Annotated in this window: 13 protein-coding genes; 5 read left to right on the top strand and 8 right to left on the bottom strand. The window is 66.8% G+C overall.

Annotated elements, in window-relative coordinates:
• Nucleotides 1-271: 271 nt before the first annotated feature.
• The 3 genes from GLP40_RS21515 to GLP40_RS21505 form a co-directional block, all read right to left on the bottom strand.
• On the bottom strand, nt 272-709 hold the full coding sequence (locus GLP40_RS21515; protein ID WP_154789792.1) for a hypothetical protein: 438 nt from the start codon (nt 707-709) through the stop codon (nt 272-274).
• Nucleotides 710-1,009: 300 nt separating this feature from the next.
• Nucleotides 1,010-1,408: a DUF4870 domain-containing protein gene (locus GLP40_RS21510; protein ID WP_154789791.1), complete on the bottom strand. Its 399-nt coding sequence runs from the start codon at nt 1,406-1,408 to the stop codon at nt 1,010-1,012.
• Between the two features lie 634 nt (nt 1,409-2,042).
• On the bottom strand, nt 2,043-2,630 hold the full coding sequence (locus GLP40_RS21505) for a helix-turn-helix domain-containing protein (RefSeq protein WP_328290493.1): 588 nt from the start codon (nt 2,628-2,630) through the stop codon (nt 2,043-2,045).
• 131 nt (nt 2,631-2,761) lie between these two features.
• Here GLP40_RS21505 and GLP40_RS21500 point away from each other — a divergent pair, with 131 nt between their 5' ends.
• Nucleotides 2,762-3,580, top strand: a complete 819-nt coding sequence (locus tag GLP40_RS21500; RefSeq protein ID WP_154789789.1) for an MBL fold metallo-hydrolase — start codon at nt 2,762-2,764, stop codon at nt 3,578-3,580.
• Nucleotides 3,581-3,923: 343 nt separating this feature from the next.
• On the opposite strand, the gene GLP40_RS21495 is transcribed toward GLP40_RS21500, so the two are convergent.
• From GLP40_RS21495 to GLP40_RS21485, 3 genes are all read right to left on the bottom strand, one after another.
• Nucleotides 3,924-4,712, bottom strand: a complete 789-nt coding sequence (locus GLP40_RS21495) for an alpha/beta fold hydrolase (protein WP_196054740.1) — start codon at nt 4,710-4,712, stop codon at nt 3,924-3,926.
• 372 nt (nt 4,713-5,084) lie between these two features.
• The gene (locus GLP40_RS21490) at nt 5,085-5,786 is read right to left on the bottom strand and encodes an alpha/beta hydrolase (protein WP_328290492.1); all 702 of its coding nucleotides are present in this window, start codon (nt 5,784-5,786) and stop codon (nt 5,085-5,087) included.
• A 102-nt stretch (nt 5,787-5,888) separates the two neighbouring features.
• Nucleotides 5,889-6,737 (bottom strand): helix-turn-helix transcriptional regulator, encoded by an 849-nt coding sequence (locus GLP40_RS21485; RefSeq protein ID WP_154789787.1) that lies wholly within the window; start codon nt 6,735-6,737, stop codon nt 5,889-5,891.
• A 138-nt stretch (nt 6,738-6,875) separates the two neighbouring features.
• Between GLP40_RS21485 and GLP40_RS21480 the strand changes: the two genes are divergently transcribed.
• The gene (locus GLP40_RS21480; RefSeq protein WP_154789786.1) at nt 6,876-7,655 is read left to right on the top strand and encodes an NAD(P)H-dependent oxidoreductase; all 780 of its coding nucleotides are present in this window, start codon (nt 6,876-6,878) and stop codon (nt 7,653-7,655) included.
• Between the two features lie 78 nt (nt 7,656-7,733).
• Nucleotides 7,734-9,821, top strand: coding sequence for a thioredoxin domain-containing protein (locus GLP40_RS21475; protein ID WP_328290491.1), 2,088 nt, complete (start codon nt 7,734-7,736; stop codon nt 9,819-9,821).
• A gap of 149 nt (nt 9,822-9,970) precedes the next feature.
• On the opposite strand, the gene GLP40_RS21470 is transcribed toward GLP40_RS21475, so the two are convergent.
• Both GLP40_RS21470 and trhA read right to left on the bottom strand, forming a co-directional pair.
• Nucleotides 9,971-11,545, bottom strand: a complete 1,575-nt coding sequence (locus tag GLP40_RS21470; protein WP_328290490.1) for an adenylate/guanylate cyclase domain-containing protein — start codon at nt 11,543-11,545, stop codon at nt 9,971-9,973.
• A gap of 58 nt (nt 11,546-11,603) precedes the next feature.
• Nucleotides 11,604-12,311 (bottom strand): PAQR family membrane homeostasis protein TrhA, encoded by a 708-nt coding sequence (gene trhA, locus GLP40_RS21465; RefSeq protein ID WP_154789785.1) that lies wholly within the window; start codon nt 12,309-12,311, stop codon nt 11,604-11,606.
• Nucleotides 12,312-12,492: 181 nt separating this feature from the next.
• Between trhA and GLP40_RS21460 the strand changes: the two genes are divergently transcribed.
• Both GLP40_RS21460 and GLP40_RS21455 read left to right on the top strand, forming a co-directional pair.
• Entirely contained in the window at nt 12,493-13,320 is an 828-nt protein-coding gene (locus GLP40_RS21460) for an isoprenyl transferase (protein WP_154789784.1), read from the top strand.
• A 115-nt stretch (nt 13,321-13,435) separates the two neighbouring features.
• Nucleotides 13,436-14,041, top strand: coding sequence for a hypothetical protein (locus tag GLP40_RS21455; RefSeq protein ID WP_154789783.1), 606 nt, complete (start codon nt 13,436-13,438; stop codon nt 14,039-14,041).
• Nucleotides 14,042-14,255: the final 214 nt, after the last annotated feature.

Genomic DNA, 14,255 nt, shown 5'->3' with positions numbered 1-14,255 from the left:
CCTTCGAGGATCACGCGGTGACCACCCTCATGTCCGGGATTCGACACTCATCCGATTGATCGGCGAGCTGCTACACCACTCTGGCGGACGCAACCTGGCGTTCGAGAACTTAGCGCCTCCCGCCAGCCCGTCCGAGATTGATGAGCTGGAACATGCTCTGGGCCAACGTCTTCCGGTAACATCAAGGCTGTTCTCAGGATGAGCAACGGTCAGCTGGCGACAGACATCGCCACAGGGCGGCGAGGGCGCTGTGCCGTGCATCCTTACCCTGTCATTCCTGTCGACGCATCTGATCCGGGAGTGTTGGGCATCCTGGATTGCAGTACGAGAGGGCCGCGATATCGAACAGCTGCAGGCATTCGGTGACGTCATGCCCGGTGCAGAGGGACGGGTCAAGCCGCTCTACAGCTCGCCGGGTTGGATTCCGCTGTGGTCGGACACGACGCGATCGGACCACATCGGCCTCGACCTCGATCCCGATCGCGCCGGAGTTCCCGGCCAGATCATCAATTTCGGGTGGGACTAGCAGCGACACTTCGTCTGCGCTGACAGCTTCACCGACCTGCTGGCCTTTCTCCTCGACGAAGTTCGGTCGGGACGGTAGCCAGCGTCGACCGTCGTCGAGGGTGAAGAGGAAGACGCCGAGTACGACGATGACGATGGCTACGAGCCCGAGACATACCCGTGGTTCGGCCTTCCGGGTGAACACTTCTTCAATGCGCTCTACACGCGCGCAATGAACATGGCCCGGGCCCGCCCATTCGAGTTGTGAACCCGCCGCCCGGCTGTCTGAATGACACCGTCAGTGCAGGGTGTAGGAAGAAAGCGGGCTGTTTGCCGTCCCGAAACGAATGCTCTGCATTCGGCAGTCCCGACGTTCCGCACGGACGCCAACGGCCCGAGATGACCTCGGGCCGTTGATCTTCGGACTGTCGCATCTGGCCGCCGTGCGGGGGTTGCCGACAGCATCATCGATTACGAAATCCCACTGGGGAGTTCGAATACGCCGCTACTTGACCGAGTTGGCCAACTGATCGGCATACGGGGCAGTGAATTTTCCGACAATGGGAAGCGCCGCGCGGACACCGCCGGTGTTGATCGCCTGAACGATGGCCATGATCCAGACGACGACCGCGAAGACCGCGACTGCGAGTCCGGCGAGGCTGAAGATGATCCCCAGGACTCCGAGGAGCGAGCCGACGATGTTCAGAACGATATTGACCACCGAGACCGCCCCGAAGAAGACGATCGATTGAGAGGCATGGAATTTCACATCGGGATCGTTCTTTCCCACAAATAGGAAGATGATCCCGGTGAGCCATCCCAGCGCGTACGACAGGATCGCGCTGGTCTTTTTGTCCAAGCCGGCGGACTGCGGTTGGTTCGCGGGAGGTTGAGAAGATGTCATGGGAGTTAGTAGACGCCGCGCGCGCCTCCTACCGATCCCAACTTTCAGCACGAACCCACAGGTCGCGGGCCAGCCGACGACTGGGATCCCGGACGTGGTTCACGCGACGAGATGACTGCCAACCAGCTCGAAACGCCTGGGAGATGGCTCATTACACAATGCACCGAAAGGCCGCAGAGCAGCCGAGTTGATCTCCGAGCGAGGAGCGCTGCACGGTCATCATGCAACGGTATGTTCGGTCGGCCCCGAATCGATACAGCCACCTGAAGGTCGCCTGTCCCGCGACGGCCGGTTCGGTCAGCGCGGCTACTCGAGACTGGTGTCAGGGCCGCTGCCGGCCGCGCCCGCTCTGGCCGCTTCGAGCCCCGGATGCGCGCGAGGAGAGCCTTCGATTCCTGAGGGATGCTGACAGACGAAGCGAGGTGGGCAGGTGAATCGCGTTTCCTGGTGTGGCACTATCGACAGAGGAATCTTGCCCTGCCTGATCAGCCATTCGAAGACAAGCAGGGGAACCACTACAGCGCGTTTCGTCGATCTTGCTGAAGCCCGGATGGCAACCAGACACGTTAGGTTGACAACCAGCGACGAGTGGGAGCAGTTCGAAACAGTGCTCGGCTATTCGGATCTGGGCCATTCAGGTTCTGCGCGAGATGACCATGATGTATTCGCAGGGACCGTTGGTTCGGTTGGCGAAGCCGTGATCCGCGTCGGCCTGGAAGAACAGGGAGTCGCCTGTGTTCAGCGTCTCGCTGATTCCGCCGATCGCGACGGTGAGGGTGCCTTCGAGCACCATGAGTTGTTTCTCCGTACCCGGCGGATACGCGGGCAGCAGCCCGGTAGAGACCTGTGCGGGGAGATAGTGGACGACCATCTCGGCTCCGCCCGCGCCCGGGGCCGCTGACACAATGTGCCGCTCGAAGCCGGTTTCCGGGTCACGGAAAACAGGGCGATCGTTCTTGCGCAGGACAACGGCCACGCCGGACGCGGCAGCAGTCGCCCCACCGATCAGGTCCGAGAGCGACGCGTCGAGCGCGTGGGCGATCTTGGACGCGACGCCGATCGTCGGGCTCTTCTCACCGCGTTCGACCTTGGACAGCATCGCCCGGCTGACCGACGACTGTGCCGACAGCTGCTCCAGCGTCAGGCCCGCCTCCTCGCGGCGTCGCCGCACGTTAGCGCCGAATGCGCCGGCCAGGTCGTCACCGTGCTGTGGTTCAGCCACGTTTCCGTCTCGCTCGACCACCATGCTCCTCGATCGATGGGTACCTTGCTGCCCATAGTGTAGATTTCTCCTAAAGTAGAGATTGTCTTCGATAGGAGATGCGCGATATGCGCCAGCACGACGGAGGTTCCATGCGTTTGATCTCGAGTGGCCAGCACCATGCCACGTTCGAATTCGGCGATCTGCGGGTGATCTCGTTGCGAGACGGGTACATCGACATGCCGCCGACACGGCTCCGCGGCGAGGATGGGCGCACGCTCGATGAGCTGCCAGCCGCTGTGCCGCTGGCCGGCGACAACTTGCGGCTGTCGGTCAACGCCTTCTTCGTCACCGACGGCACGCGGTCGGTTCTCATCGACACCGGCGCGTCCAACGCCTGGCACGACCCCACCATGGGATTGATCTACGACGCGTTCGACGAAGCGGGAATCGACCGCGCGCATGTCACCGATGTGGCCATCACCCACAAGCATGAAGATCACGTCAGCGGCCTGATCACGCCGGACGGTTCAGAGGCGTTCACCGAACTCGAGCGCGTCTGGATCGGCGCGGGCGACACCTCGGTGTTCACGGGGCGGCTCGAGCCGATCCGCGACCGGGTCGTACCCGTGTCGGAGAAGGTCGCGATCAACGACTGGATCACCGCGGTCCCGACGCCGGGCCACACACCCGGTCACACCGTCTACGACGTCAGGAGCGGCACTGGCCACCTTCTCGTCTGGGGCGACACCGTTCACGTTCCTACGGTCCAATTCGATCAGCCGAACGTGTCCTGGGAACTCGACGGCAACCAGTCCCAGGCCCGCGCCGCGCGAGCGGCCCTCCTCGAACAACTGACCCAACCACACCACTTCGTAGCCGGCGCCCACCTCGACTCACCCGGCATCGCCCGCGTAACCCCCTCCGGCGATGGTTATGCGCTGGAGTATCTCGCACCATCGATCGGTTGATCGAGCCTGTCGGTTCCAGGCCGCACTCGCGATGGCGGCATCGAAAACACTTGCCGCAAAAGGGAACCCGGCGACCACGCTGAAGAAGCCGCCGCCGTCAAGGCCTGACCGCGATGCCGTACGGCTGCGCGATCTCGGTGGTGAGGATGGCAGGAATACCTCCGGTGACCGGCAGCGACACCCGGTGGAGGGCACGGCCGCCTGATTCGGTCGCTGACTGGTTCGACGCCCGCGCGGTTGGCGCACGTGTTCGGCGGGGGAATGATCGAGGACACCGCCGACGACCAAGGTGCGGAGAACCCGGCGACCAGCGGCCGAGCTGTGCCCTCGAATCGACGACCGGCTAGGACGCACGCGTTCGGTCGGTGGCCTGAGCGGCGACCCGCCGTATCGCGGAGACCGTGAGATCGATGTAGCGGGCTGCGTCTGTGACAGGCAAGTCGTGGTCGGCGTCGACGCTCACAATGGATGCGCCGAGTCGGCGGGCCAGATCGGCTTGCATGGACGGGCGGCACACGCGGTCCATGGTCAGCAGATGGTATTCGCCCGGGCAGGTCGGGCGGCGCAGGGTTGGGCGCAGATCCAGCGCCCCGATATCGGCTGCGACGGTGATGATTTCGAGCAGCGACTGGCGGCCCAGCTCTGCCTGTAGCCAATCCCAGCGCTCCGCCAGCGCGGCATTGCCGGGAAGGGAGGCATTGAAGTACCGCCCCGCGGTGATGTTCAGGCCGCGCTCGGCAAGCGGTTGCAAGCCGCGTAGGGCGACCCATACCGCCCGTTCACGTGGACTCTGTCGATAGTGGGCCGCGGCGGATTGCATCACGTACCCCGCGACCCGATCCGGGTATCGGGTCAGCAGATCGGCGACCATCATTCCGCCCATGGAAAATCCGCAGAACAAGGCCTGTTCGATGCCGAAGGCATCGAGCAGGGCGATGACATCGTCGGAGGCGTCGCGCAGCCGCCACGGTCCGCTGGTACGGATTCCGCGCCCGTGCATACGGGCATCGGGCGCGATCACGCGGTGATGACACGACAAAGGCTCGATGACATCCGCGAAATTGATATCAGCGTTCCACGTCCAGCCGTGCAACAACACCGCCGGAAGCGTTTGCGCCGGCCCGTCGGTCACTCGGGCGAATGTCGTCCCGCGCCCCGGCAACTCGACATACGCACCCTGGGCGAGCGCCGGGGCCCGCTGCTCGCCACGGCCCCGCGTCGGCGCGCGTACCGCACCGACGAAACGCCACGCGTCATCGCGTATCCACCGAAATCGGTTGTACATCGCGGACGCCTCCCCATTGAGGTTGCACAACGCGACAGGCACAGCCGCTTTCCAATTCTCGAACAGTTATTAGCGGCATGTCAATAACATGGCGGAGCTGATTCCCGTTAGATGTGGTTGCGCTGAAATCGTGTGATGATCACGTGCGCTCCTGTGCCTCCCCCTCAACTGTGTGCGCGGCTGTGTTCAGTAAATAGCGGATGGTCGACTGCCGGAGACCTAAGCCGAACGTGAGTCGGCGATGGCGCACCCGCGAGCGTCGCCGACATCACGTGGAGGCCGCTTGGGGACGGCGTCAGCGGACCGCTTCGAGACGGTCGGCGCCCACATGGGCGGTGAGGAAGCGAGCGGCGCGGTCGAGGGCGGCGTCCGCCTCGTCGAGGCGGCCGTACTGGTGCTGGAACACGTGGGGGAGGGCCCGATGTCGAGCGTGACCTCGACGTCGTCGGCGCCCGCGCGGCCGGCCAGCCGGACCGCGTCGTCGAGCAGCACCTCGTTTGCCCCGACCTGCACGAGCAGTGGGGGCAGTCCGGTGAGGTCGGCGAACACCGGGCTGGCCAGTGGCTGCGCCCGGTCGCCCGCACCGACGTAGAGATCGGCGTAGGCGCGCACGTCGGCCTCGGTGAAAATGGGGTCGGCGCCCTCCTTTGAACGCATGCTTCCTCCGGTGAGGGTGAGATCGACCCAGGGGGAGAAGACGACCACGGCGGCTGGTTGCGGCAGCCCGGCCTCCCGGGCCGCGAGCAGCGTGGCGATGCTCGAGCCGCCACCGGCGGAGTCACCCGCCATGACGAGGTCCCGTGGGTCGGTACCCGCCGCCAGCAGTTCGCGATAGGCCGCGAGCCCGTCGTCGACGGCCGCGGGGAAAGGGTGCTCGGGCGCCAGTCGGTAATCCGCGTGACCCTCGAGGCGGGCTCCCACGGTCAGCCGGGCTGAGGGGATATGACCTGCGAATGAGGGCCATCATCGCGTACAAGCCGTCAGCGTCGTGGCATTCCTGGCTGGTGAAAGGGCGTCATTGAGCTACTCATGGACCTGAGCGTTCATTGTGGGATGGGTGTCACCGCTGTTCGTGCCCAGGCCCGCGAGCAGGCGCAGCCCGTCCTCGGCTGGGCTGCCGGGGGCCGCGGATAGCACTATGAGCTCCATGCCTGATTCGTCCGGTAGTGCGAAGTTCTCCTGATGCAATTCCAGCAGGCCGACCAGGGGGTGGCGGTATGCCTTGCAGCCATGTGTGCGGGCGCGCACATCCGCGCGGGCCCAGAGGCGGCGGAAGCGCTCGCTGCCCATCGCCAGCTCACCGATGAGCGAGGCCAGGCGGGGGTCCTCTGGATATTTGCCGGCGGCCAGGCGCAGGTGGCCGACCACGTCGAGTGTGCATTTCTCCCAGTCCGCGTACAGGCCGCGCTCGGCTTCCTCGAGGAAGATGTGCCGGGCGGTGTTCAGGCCCGGTATCGAACGGCCGTAGAGGAGTCCGGCGAGGCGGTTCCCGGCGACCACGTCCAGGCGGTGGTCCATGATCAGCGCGGGGGCATCGGCGACCAGGTCGAGGACACGCAGCAACTCCGGCCGGACTCGCCCGCCCGGCGCCTTCGCGCGTCGGCGGCGCTGCCGGGCGAGCCGGTAGAGGTGCTCGCGTTCGGTCTCGTCGAGGCCCAGGACGCGGGCGAGCGCGTCGAGGACCTGCTCGGAGGGCTGGGTAGCGCGGCCCTGCTCGAGGCGTACGTAGTAGTCGACGCTGACTCCGGACAGATGCGCGACCTCTTCACGGCGCAGCCCTTCGACCCGCCGGTGTCTGTCGGTGGGGATGCCGGCGGCCGCCGGGTCGACACGGGAACGCCGGGTCCGCAGGAAGCCCGCGAGATCGTCCATGCCGCCAGTATGGCCGCGGTGGTGCCCGTGAAGGTGGTCCTGCTGTTACCAGGAAGTCCCGTCCGACGGAGGAGGAGCCCCTGAACGCCGGGCGCCGGGGCGCCCAGGATCGAAGGCACCCGATCCGAAGGAGTTCTGATGAAGACGTTGATCGTCTACGCCCACCCGGAGCCGAAGTCGCTCAATAGCTCGCTGAAGGACCTCGCGGTGTCCACCTTGCGGACCGCTGGGCATGAGGTACGGGTGAGCGATCTGTACGCGATGAACTGGAAGGCGGTCGTGGACGCCGCGGATTACGGCCCTCACGCCTCGAGTCCGCTGAAGGTCGCCCTCGACTCGGGCCGGGCCTTCGACGCCGGGACGCTCACCCCGGACGTACTGGCCGAGCAGGAGAAGCTGCTGTGGGCCGACACGATCATCTTCCAGTTCCCGCTGTGGTGGTACACGATGCCCGCGATCCTCAAAGGCTGGGTGGACCGCGTGTTCACCTACCGCTTCGCCTACGGCGTCGGCGAACACGACGACGTCAAGTACGGCGAGCGCTTCGGCGAAGGCACCCTCGCGGGCCGGAAGGCTCTGCTGTCGGTGACCGTCGGCGGCCCGCGGTCGCACTACGCCGCTCGTGGAATCAACGGCCCCATCGAGGATCTGCTGTTCCCGATCCAGCACGGCATCCTCTACTACCCGGGCATCGAGGTGCTGCCGCCGTTCGTGCTGTACGGCACCGACCGGATGACCGACGAGGACTACCGAGACGTCGCCGAAGCTTGGGAGCAACGCCTGCTCACTCTGGACTCGACCGAGCCGATCGCGTTCCGGCGGCAGAACTTCGGTGACTACGAGATTCCCTCGCTGCACCTGAAGGAAGGACTCGAGCCCGCGGGCCGCACAAGTTTCGGGCTCCACGTGCGCGGCTGACCGTGGAAGCTGGTTCACAGACCGCCGAGGGCGTGTGTGATCGAGTTGTGCGCTTCCTGGGTGTGGGAGCCTGGAAGCGTGAACCAATTGGCCACCGCTACATCGCCCTATCTGCGTCAGCACGCCGACAATCCGGTGGATTGGCGGGAATGGGATGCCAATGCGCTGACGGAGGCGGCCGCGCGGGATGTGCCGATTCTGCTGTCCATCGGCTACGCCAGCTGCCACTGGTGCCATGTGATGGCGCACGAGTCGTTCGAGGACGAGGCCACCGCGGCGCTCATGAACGCGAACTTCGTGTGTATCAAGGTGGATCGGGAGGAGCGGCCCGATCTGGACGCGGTGTACATGAGCGCCACCGTGGCCATGACGGGGCAGGGCGGGTGGCCGATGACGTGCTTCCTGACGCCGGAAGGGGAGCCGTTCTACTGCGGGACCTACTACCCGAAGACGCCCCGGCACGGGATGCCGTCGTTCACGCAGCTGCTGGCTGCGGTCAACGACACCTGGCGAAATCGGCGGGACGAGGTGAATACCGCCGCGGCGCAGGTGGCCGATGCCCTGCGGCAACAGACCGCGGGACTGCCGGACGCGGAGATCGGGATCGGGCCGGAACTGCTCGAGCACGCGGTCGACACGGTGCGCAAGGATGTGGATGAGCGGCACGGCGGGTTCGGCGGCGCGCCCAAGTTTCCGCCGTCGGCATTGCTCGAGGGCCTGCTGCGGCACTATGAGCTGACCGGCAACCCGACTGTGCTGCAGACCGTTTCGTTCACCTGCGAGTCCATGGCGCGCGGCGGCATCTACGACCAGCTGCGAGGCGGGTTCGCCCGGTACGCGGTGGATGCGGCGTGGGTGGTTCCGCACTTCGAGAAGATGCTCTACGACAATGCCCAGCTGCTGCGGGTGTACGCGCACCTGGCGCGGCGCGGCTTCGGCGAATCGGCCGGTGAGCGCGCGACGGGCGCGCGGGAACCGTTGGCGCTGCGGGTGACTCGCGAGACCGCGCGATTCCTGCTGACGGATCTCGGCACCGAGCAGGGCGCCTTCGCCTCGGCGCTGGACGCGGACACCCACCTCGAACCGGGCGGGCCGGGCCTGGAAGGCGCCACCTATGTGTGGACGCCAGCCGAACTCAACGGCGTGCTCGGCGCGCTCGACGGTGCTTGGGCCGCAGAGCTTTTCGGTGTCACCACGGCGGGCACCTTCGAGCACGGAACCTCGGTGCTGACCCGCTACGCCGATCCCGCACCGGCCGACTACGAACGGTTCGAAGCGATCCGGGCGAGCCTGTCCACCGCCCGCTCCCGCCGTCCCCAGCCGGAGCGCGACGACAAGGTGGTCACCGCCTGGAACGGCATGGCCGTGGTGGCGCTCGCGGAAGCCGGTGCGGCACTCGGATATCCGGAGTGGATCGCCGCCGCCGCCCGCTGCGCCCGCTATCTGCTCGACACCCATGTGACCGACGGCAGGGTTTGCCGCGCCTCCCTGGGGGGCGTACCCGGCGCGGCCACGGGTGTGCTCGAGGACTACGCCTGGCTGGCCCTGGGCCTGCTCGCCCTGCACCAGACCGCCGACGGCGACTGGCTGGCCCAGGCGCAGCGCCTGCTGGATACCGCCGTCACCCACTTCGCCGATCCGGAAACTCCCGGCAGCTGGTTCGACACCGCCGACGACGCCGAGACCCTGCTGACCCGGCCGCGCGATCCGGTGGACGGCGCAACCCCGTCCGGCACTTCGGTTCTCGCCGAGGCGCTGCTCACCGCCGCGGCCCTCAGCGACCCGGACCGGGCCGCCCGCTACCGGCAGCTCGCCGAGCACACCCTCACCCGCGGCGCGGTCCTGCTCGCCCGTGCGCCCCGCTCGGCGGGCCACTGGCTCGCCGTCGCCGAGGCCGCGATCCGCGGTCCGATCCAGGTGGCGGTGGTCGACGGGCCGGACGGTGAATCCGGTTGGGCCGCAACCCTGCTGGCCGCCGCCCGCGCCGCCGCCCCGGGCGGGTCGGTGATCGTCTCCGGCGGTCTCGATTCCCAGCCGCTGCTGTCCGATCGGCCGCCGGTGCGCGACACCTCCGCCGCTTATATCTGCCGGGGTTCGGTGTGCGACCTGCCGGTCACCACCGTCGAGGATGTGCGCGCCGGACTGCTACCGCCGCCCACGGCCTGATCAGGCCGCGCGCTCCACGCGCCGCGCATATTCCGTTGCTTCGGGAATCGCGCGGTCCTACAGTCCGGAATCGTGTTCAGATCACGTGTTTCCCCACGATATTGCCAGGTCCTGTCCCGTTCGCGGGTGACCCTTGTGCGGGTTGATGATTAGCGATCGGCGGCCTGGTCGGCGGACTCCGCCGGTCGGGGTGCGGCCGGTCGGGGGGCGGCCTGCGGGGCGGTGCCGTTGCGGTGGGGCGACGCGGGGGACGCCATGTCGGTCCAGCCCGGTGTGGGTTCCTTGCGGCCGCGGAGGTGGAGAGTGTCGTGCAGGGTCCACTGTGTGCGCTCGGAGTCGGAGGCGGCGTCTATGACGGCCTGACTCGCCAGGATCCGGCGCGGCACCTTTTTGGCCTCGGTGGTGAGACGGGCGGCCTCGTTGACGGCGTCGCCGATGACGGTGAACTCCAGCCGGGTGTCGGTGCCGACATCGCCGGCGAAGACCAGCCCGCGGGCGATGCCGATCCCGACCTCGAGTTCGCCCAGCGCGGCCACCTCGTCGCGAATGCGGCGGGCGGCCTTCAGAGCCGGGGTGGCATTGTCGTCGAGCGCGATGGGAGCGCCGAAAATGCACAGCGCCGCATCGCCTTCGAACTTGTTGACCAGGCCGTGGTTGTCCTCGGTGGCCGCCACCACGATCGACAACAGCCGGTTGAGCTTGGCCACGAAGTCGTGCGGGGCGAGCTCGGTGGCCATGGCGACCGACCCGGTCACGTCCACGAACAGCGCGGTCACCACCCGCATGTCGCCGGTCAGGCTGGGGCTGCCCGACAGTGCCCGCTCGGCCACCTCGGTGCCGACGTGCCGGCCGAAGACGGTCCGCATGCGTTCGCGCTCACTGAGATTGGCGGCCAGCTCGTTCACCGAGTGCTCGAGCCGCCCGATCTCGCTGGTGCTGTTGATGGTCACCCGGGCCTCGAGATCGCCGTGGGCGATCCGGTCCAGCGCGTCGCGCAGGGTGTGCATGGGCGTGGCCACCGCGCGGGCCAGCGCCGCCGTCGCCACCGCGCCCGCGGACAGACCGACGATGGCCATGTAGATGCCGGTTCGAATGCGATCCTGGGCAGCGGTGGACGGGTCCGCCAGCACGGTGATCAACATGAACAGCGGTACCGCGCCCGCCACCGCGAAGGTGACCAGCACCCGGGCCAGCACGGTATTGCTCCAGTGGGCGGTCTCGTCCAGCACCTCGGCCACCACCGGAATGGTCGGCCGGATGAGCCGGTCCACGATCAGATAGGTCAACGCCGCCGACTCCAGCCCGCCCAGCGTGAACATGGACAGCACCACCGGAAAACTGCGCTCCTCGGTGGCGTGCGCGAAGACGGCGGCCGCCACGAACACGCCCGGCAGCCAGATGGCCAGCGCCCGTCCGGTGATCGCGATCGGCAGGCGCAGCAGCCGTGTCGCCTCGCGTTCGGTGGGCGGCCGCCGCTGGTCGAGCCAGCTGAAGTAGTGGCGCCGGTCCCGCACCGCGAGCATGATGCCGACCAGTGCGCCGAGGGCCGGATAGATCGACACCTGGGTGAAGGCGGTCATCCAGTCCGATCCGAGCCTGCTCAGGAAACCGCTCAGGAACAGTTCGGTGGTGATCACCGCGAGGCCGCTGAGATTGCACGCCATGACGACAGCGGATAGACCTCCCGGCGCCCGCAGCGCCCACAGGATGAGTCTGCTGGTCACGTCGCAGACTTTAGAGACCTTTGGGGCAAGAATGCACGTTTGTGAGTAATTGCTCGGATCAGCTCATCAGTACGAACCAGACCGCAACGTAGTGGCACAGCGCCGCGACCACCGTTGCGGCATGGAAGAACTCGTGATGTCCGAAGACCTCCGGCCACGGGTCCGGCCAGCGCGACGCGTACAGGATCCCGCCCACGCTATAGGCGATTCCGCCCGCGAGCAGCAAGATCACCGGAGTCCAGCCGACATTGTGGATGAGCGTCCCGGCCACCGGGACGATGGCCCATCCCAGCAGCAGATATAGCGGCACCCCGACCCAGCGAGGGGCGGTGGGCCACAGCATCTTCAGCGCTACTCCGGCCAGCGCCCCCGCCCACACGCCGGCCAGCAGGATGGTCCCGGCGCTGCCGCGCACTCCGAGCAGGGCGAACGGTGTGTAACTGCCGGCGATGAAAAGGAAGATCATCGAATGGTCGGCCCGCTTCATCCACATGCGGGCCCGCGCGGTCTTCCAGTTCACCCGGTGATAGGTCGCGCTGATGCCGAAGACCCCGCATACGGTGATCCCGTAGACCAGTGTCGACCATGCCGCCTTCGCCGACACCGAGCTCGCCACCGATACCAGCACGATCACCGCGATGGCGGCCACGCCCACGGCCCAGGCATGAATCCACCCGCGCATGCGGGGCTTGATGAGCTCCAGCTCTTCCCGGACGGTTTCGAGAACGCCCACCGCCGGAACAGCGGGCCGCACAGTGTCCGACATAAGTTCCTCCTCGGTAACCTACGGTACCGTAGGTTGGGATGGGTGCCCACTGTGAGCTTCGATGCCCATGATGATGTCTGATTTCGCCGCGATGGGAGTAGCTCGTCGAATGCAGAACCTGGCCCCGTCCACGACCGCCGGTCCGGTGGGAACGGTGAGTGGCTCCTTCGACCGGCAAAAGATGCGGGGAGGCGGAGGAGTGCGGCGGGCAGGGCGTAGGGTTGCGGCCGTGAAGGTTGCGAGTCAGGTGCGTGGACTCCCATATCGCATATACGAGGCACGGCTGGCCAAGCAGCTGGCAGGCAAACAACACCCGCGGCACGTCGCCGTGATGTGTGACGGCAACCGACGGTGGGCCCGGGAGAACGGGTTCAGCGATATCTCGCACGGCCATCGCGTCGGCGCCCTGAAGATCGCCGAGCTGGTGGGTTGGTGCGGCGAAGCGGGCATCGAGATGGTGACCCTCTACCTGCTCTCCACCGAGAATCTGCGGCGAGACTCCGACGAGCTCGAGACCCTTTTCGAGGTCATCACCGATGTCGTCGACGAACTGTCTGCGCCGGAACAGAATTGGAGCGTCCGCATCGTGGGCGCCCTGGACCAGCTGCCCGCCGAGATGGCCCGCCGCCTGAGTGAGGCGGCCAAGAGCACCGAGGGCCGCACGGGCGTGCACGTCAATGTCGCTATCGGTTACGGCGGCCGCCAGGAGATCGCCGACGCGGTGCGCTCCCTGGTCCGCCAGGAGATGGACGCGGGCGAGACCGGAGAGGACCTGGTCCAGTCCATCACCGTCGACGCCATCGGCCAGCACCTCTACACCTCCGGCCAGCCCGATCCCGACCTCGTCATCCGCACCTCGGGCGAGCAGCGGCTGTCGGGATTCCTGTTGTGGCAGAGCGCCTATTCGGAGATCTGGTTCACCGAGGCGTACTGGCCGGAATTCCGGCGCGTGGACTTCCTGCGCGCCCTGCGGGATTACGCGGCGCGGCACCGCCGCTTCGGCGTGTAGGCGGCTCCGCGGTCTCCAACCGCGCGGATGATCCCGCAACGGTCGTTCAACGGTTCCATTGCAGTGCAATGGCTTCCGTGTTCGCGGGCTGGTCGCTGCCGTACCGTCGGGAGGTATGAGCGAGCTACGCGAGGGGCTGAGCGGCCCGGTGGAATCCCAGGTCGTGAGGGCGCCCCATATCAGCTATGAGGAGTTCGGCCGCCGCTTCCTGGAGTACGCCGCCTCCACCGAGCGGATAGTCGCAGCCTTCGAGAAGCTCACGGGGGAGGCGTTCGAGTTCGGTCCGATCGGCGCGGGTCCGGGCAAGCTCGCGAAGCTCTCGGCCACGGTGCGATTGGGCCAGCCGCGGCTGAATCGTGAAGTGGACGACATCATTTCGTTCGACCTGGTGATCCCGCTCAAGGTCGACCTGCTCATCGACCTGGCCGTGGATCGCTATCCGTTCCGTGTGGACGGCACCATTCACCTGCATCTGACCGTCCGTACCGCCGAACCGCTGCGGGTGCTCATCGAAATCGACGAGCCGCGGCCCAGCAATGTTCGCATCAATGTCGCCAGCGCGACCCGGCGCGGGGAATTGCTGCGCATCCTGGCCAGCGTCGATCATGAGATCCGCCGTTTCGTGGCGCGCTATATCGCCGACGAGATCCGCAAGCCGCACATCCGGGCAGCCACCGATATCGATGTCGCCGCCCGGCTGGATGCCGCCTGGAAGCTATGACCCGCCTGGAAGCTATGACCACGGCGACGACTGATTTCGTGAGTCGAGGGTAACTCCTCGGGTACGTCCGAAACAGGTTCGGCTCCCAACCGCCGGCACGAATGCGAAACTGTCGACGGCACCGCGTTGTCCGCTGAAGTCCCGGAGAGGCGGAGGAGCGCGAAACTGTCGACGGCACCGCGTTGTCCGCTGAAGTCCCGGAGAGGCGGGGGGA

Source organism: Nocardia aurantiaca, assembly GCF_009708175.1.
Lineage (GTDB): Bacteria > Actinomycetota > Actinomycetes > Mycobacteriales > Mycobacteriaceae > Nocardia > Nocardia aurantiaca.
Note: the sequence above shows the minus strand (reverse complement) of the source record. Positions and strands in the feature narration are given on the sequence as shown.

Coding starts and splice junctions, on each gene's coding strand:
- GLP40_RS21510 (WP_154789791.1), bottom strand. CDS start 1,408: ATGACATCTTCTCAACCTCCCGCGAACCAACCGCAGTCCGCCGGCTTG.
- GLP40_RS21500 (WP_154789789.1), top strand. CDS start 2,762: ATGCGTTTGATCTCGAGTGGCCAGCACCATGCCACGTTCGAATTCGGC.
- GLP40_RS21485 (WP_154789787.1), bottom strand. CDS start 6,737: ATGGACGATCTCGCGGGCTTCCTGCGGACCCGGCGTTCCCGTGTCGAC.
- GLP40_RS21480 (WP_154789786.1), top strand. CDS start 6,876: ATGAAGACGTTGATCGTCTACGCCCACCCGGAGCCGAAGTCGCTCAAT.
- trhA (WP_154789785.1), bottom strand. CDS start 12,311: ATGTCGGACACTGTGCGGCCCGCTGTTCCGGCGGTGGGCGTTCTCGAA.
- GLP40_RS21460 (WP_154789784.1), top strand. CDS start 12,493: ATGCGGGGAGGCGGAGGAGTGCGGCGGGCAGGGCGTAGGGTTGCGGCC.
- GLP40_RS21455 (WP_154789783.1), top strand. CDS start 13,436: ATGAGCGAGCTACGCGAGGGGCTGAGCGGCCCGGTGGAATCCCAGGTC.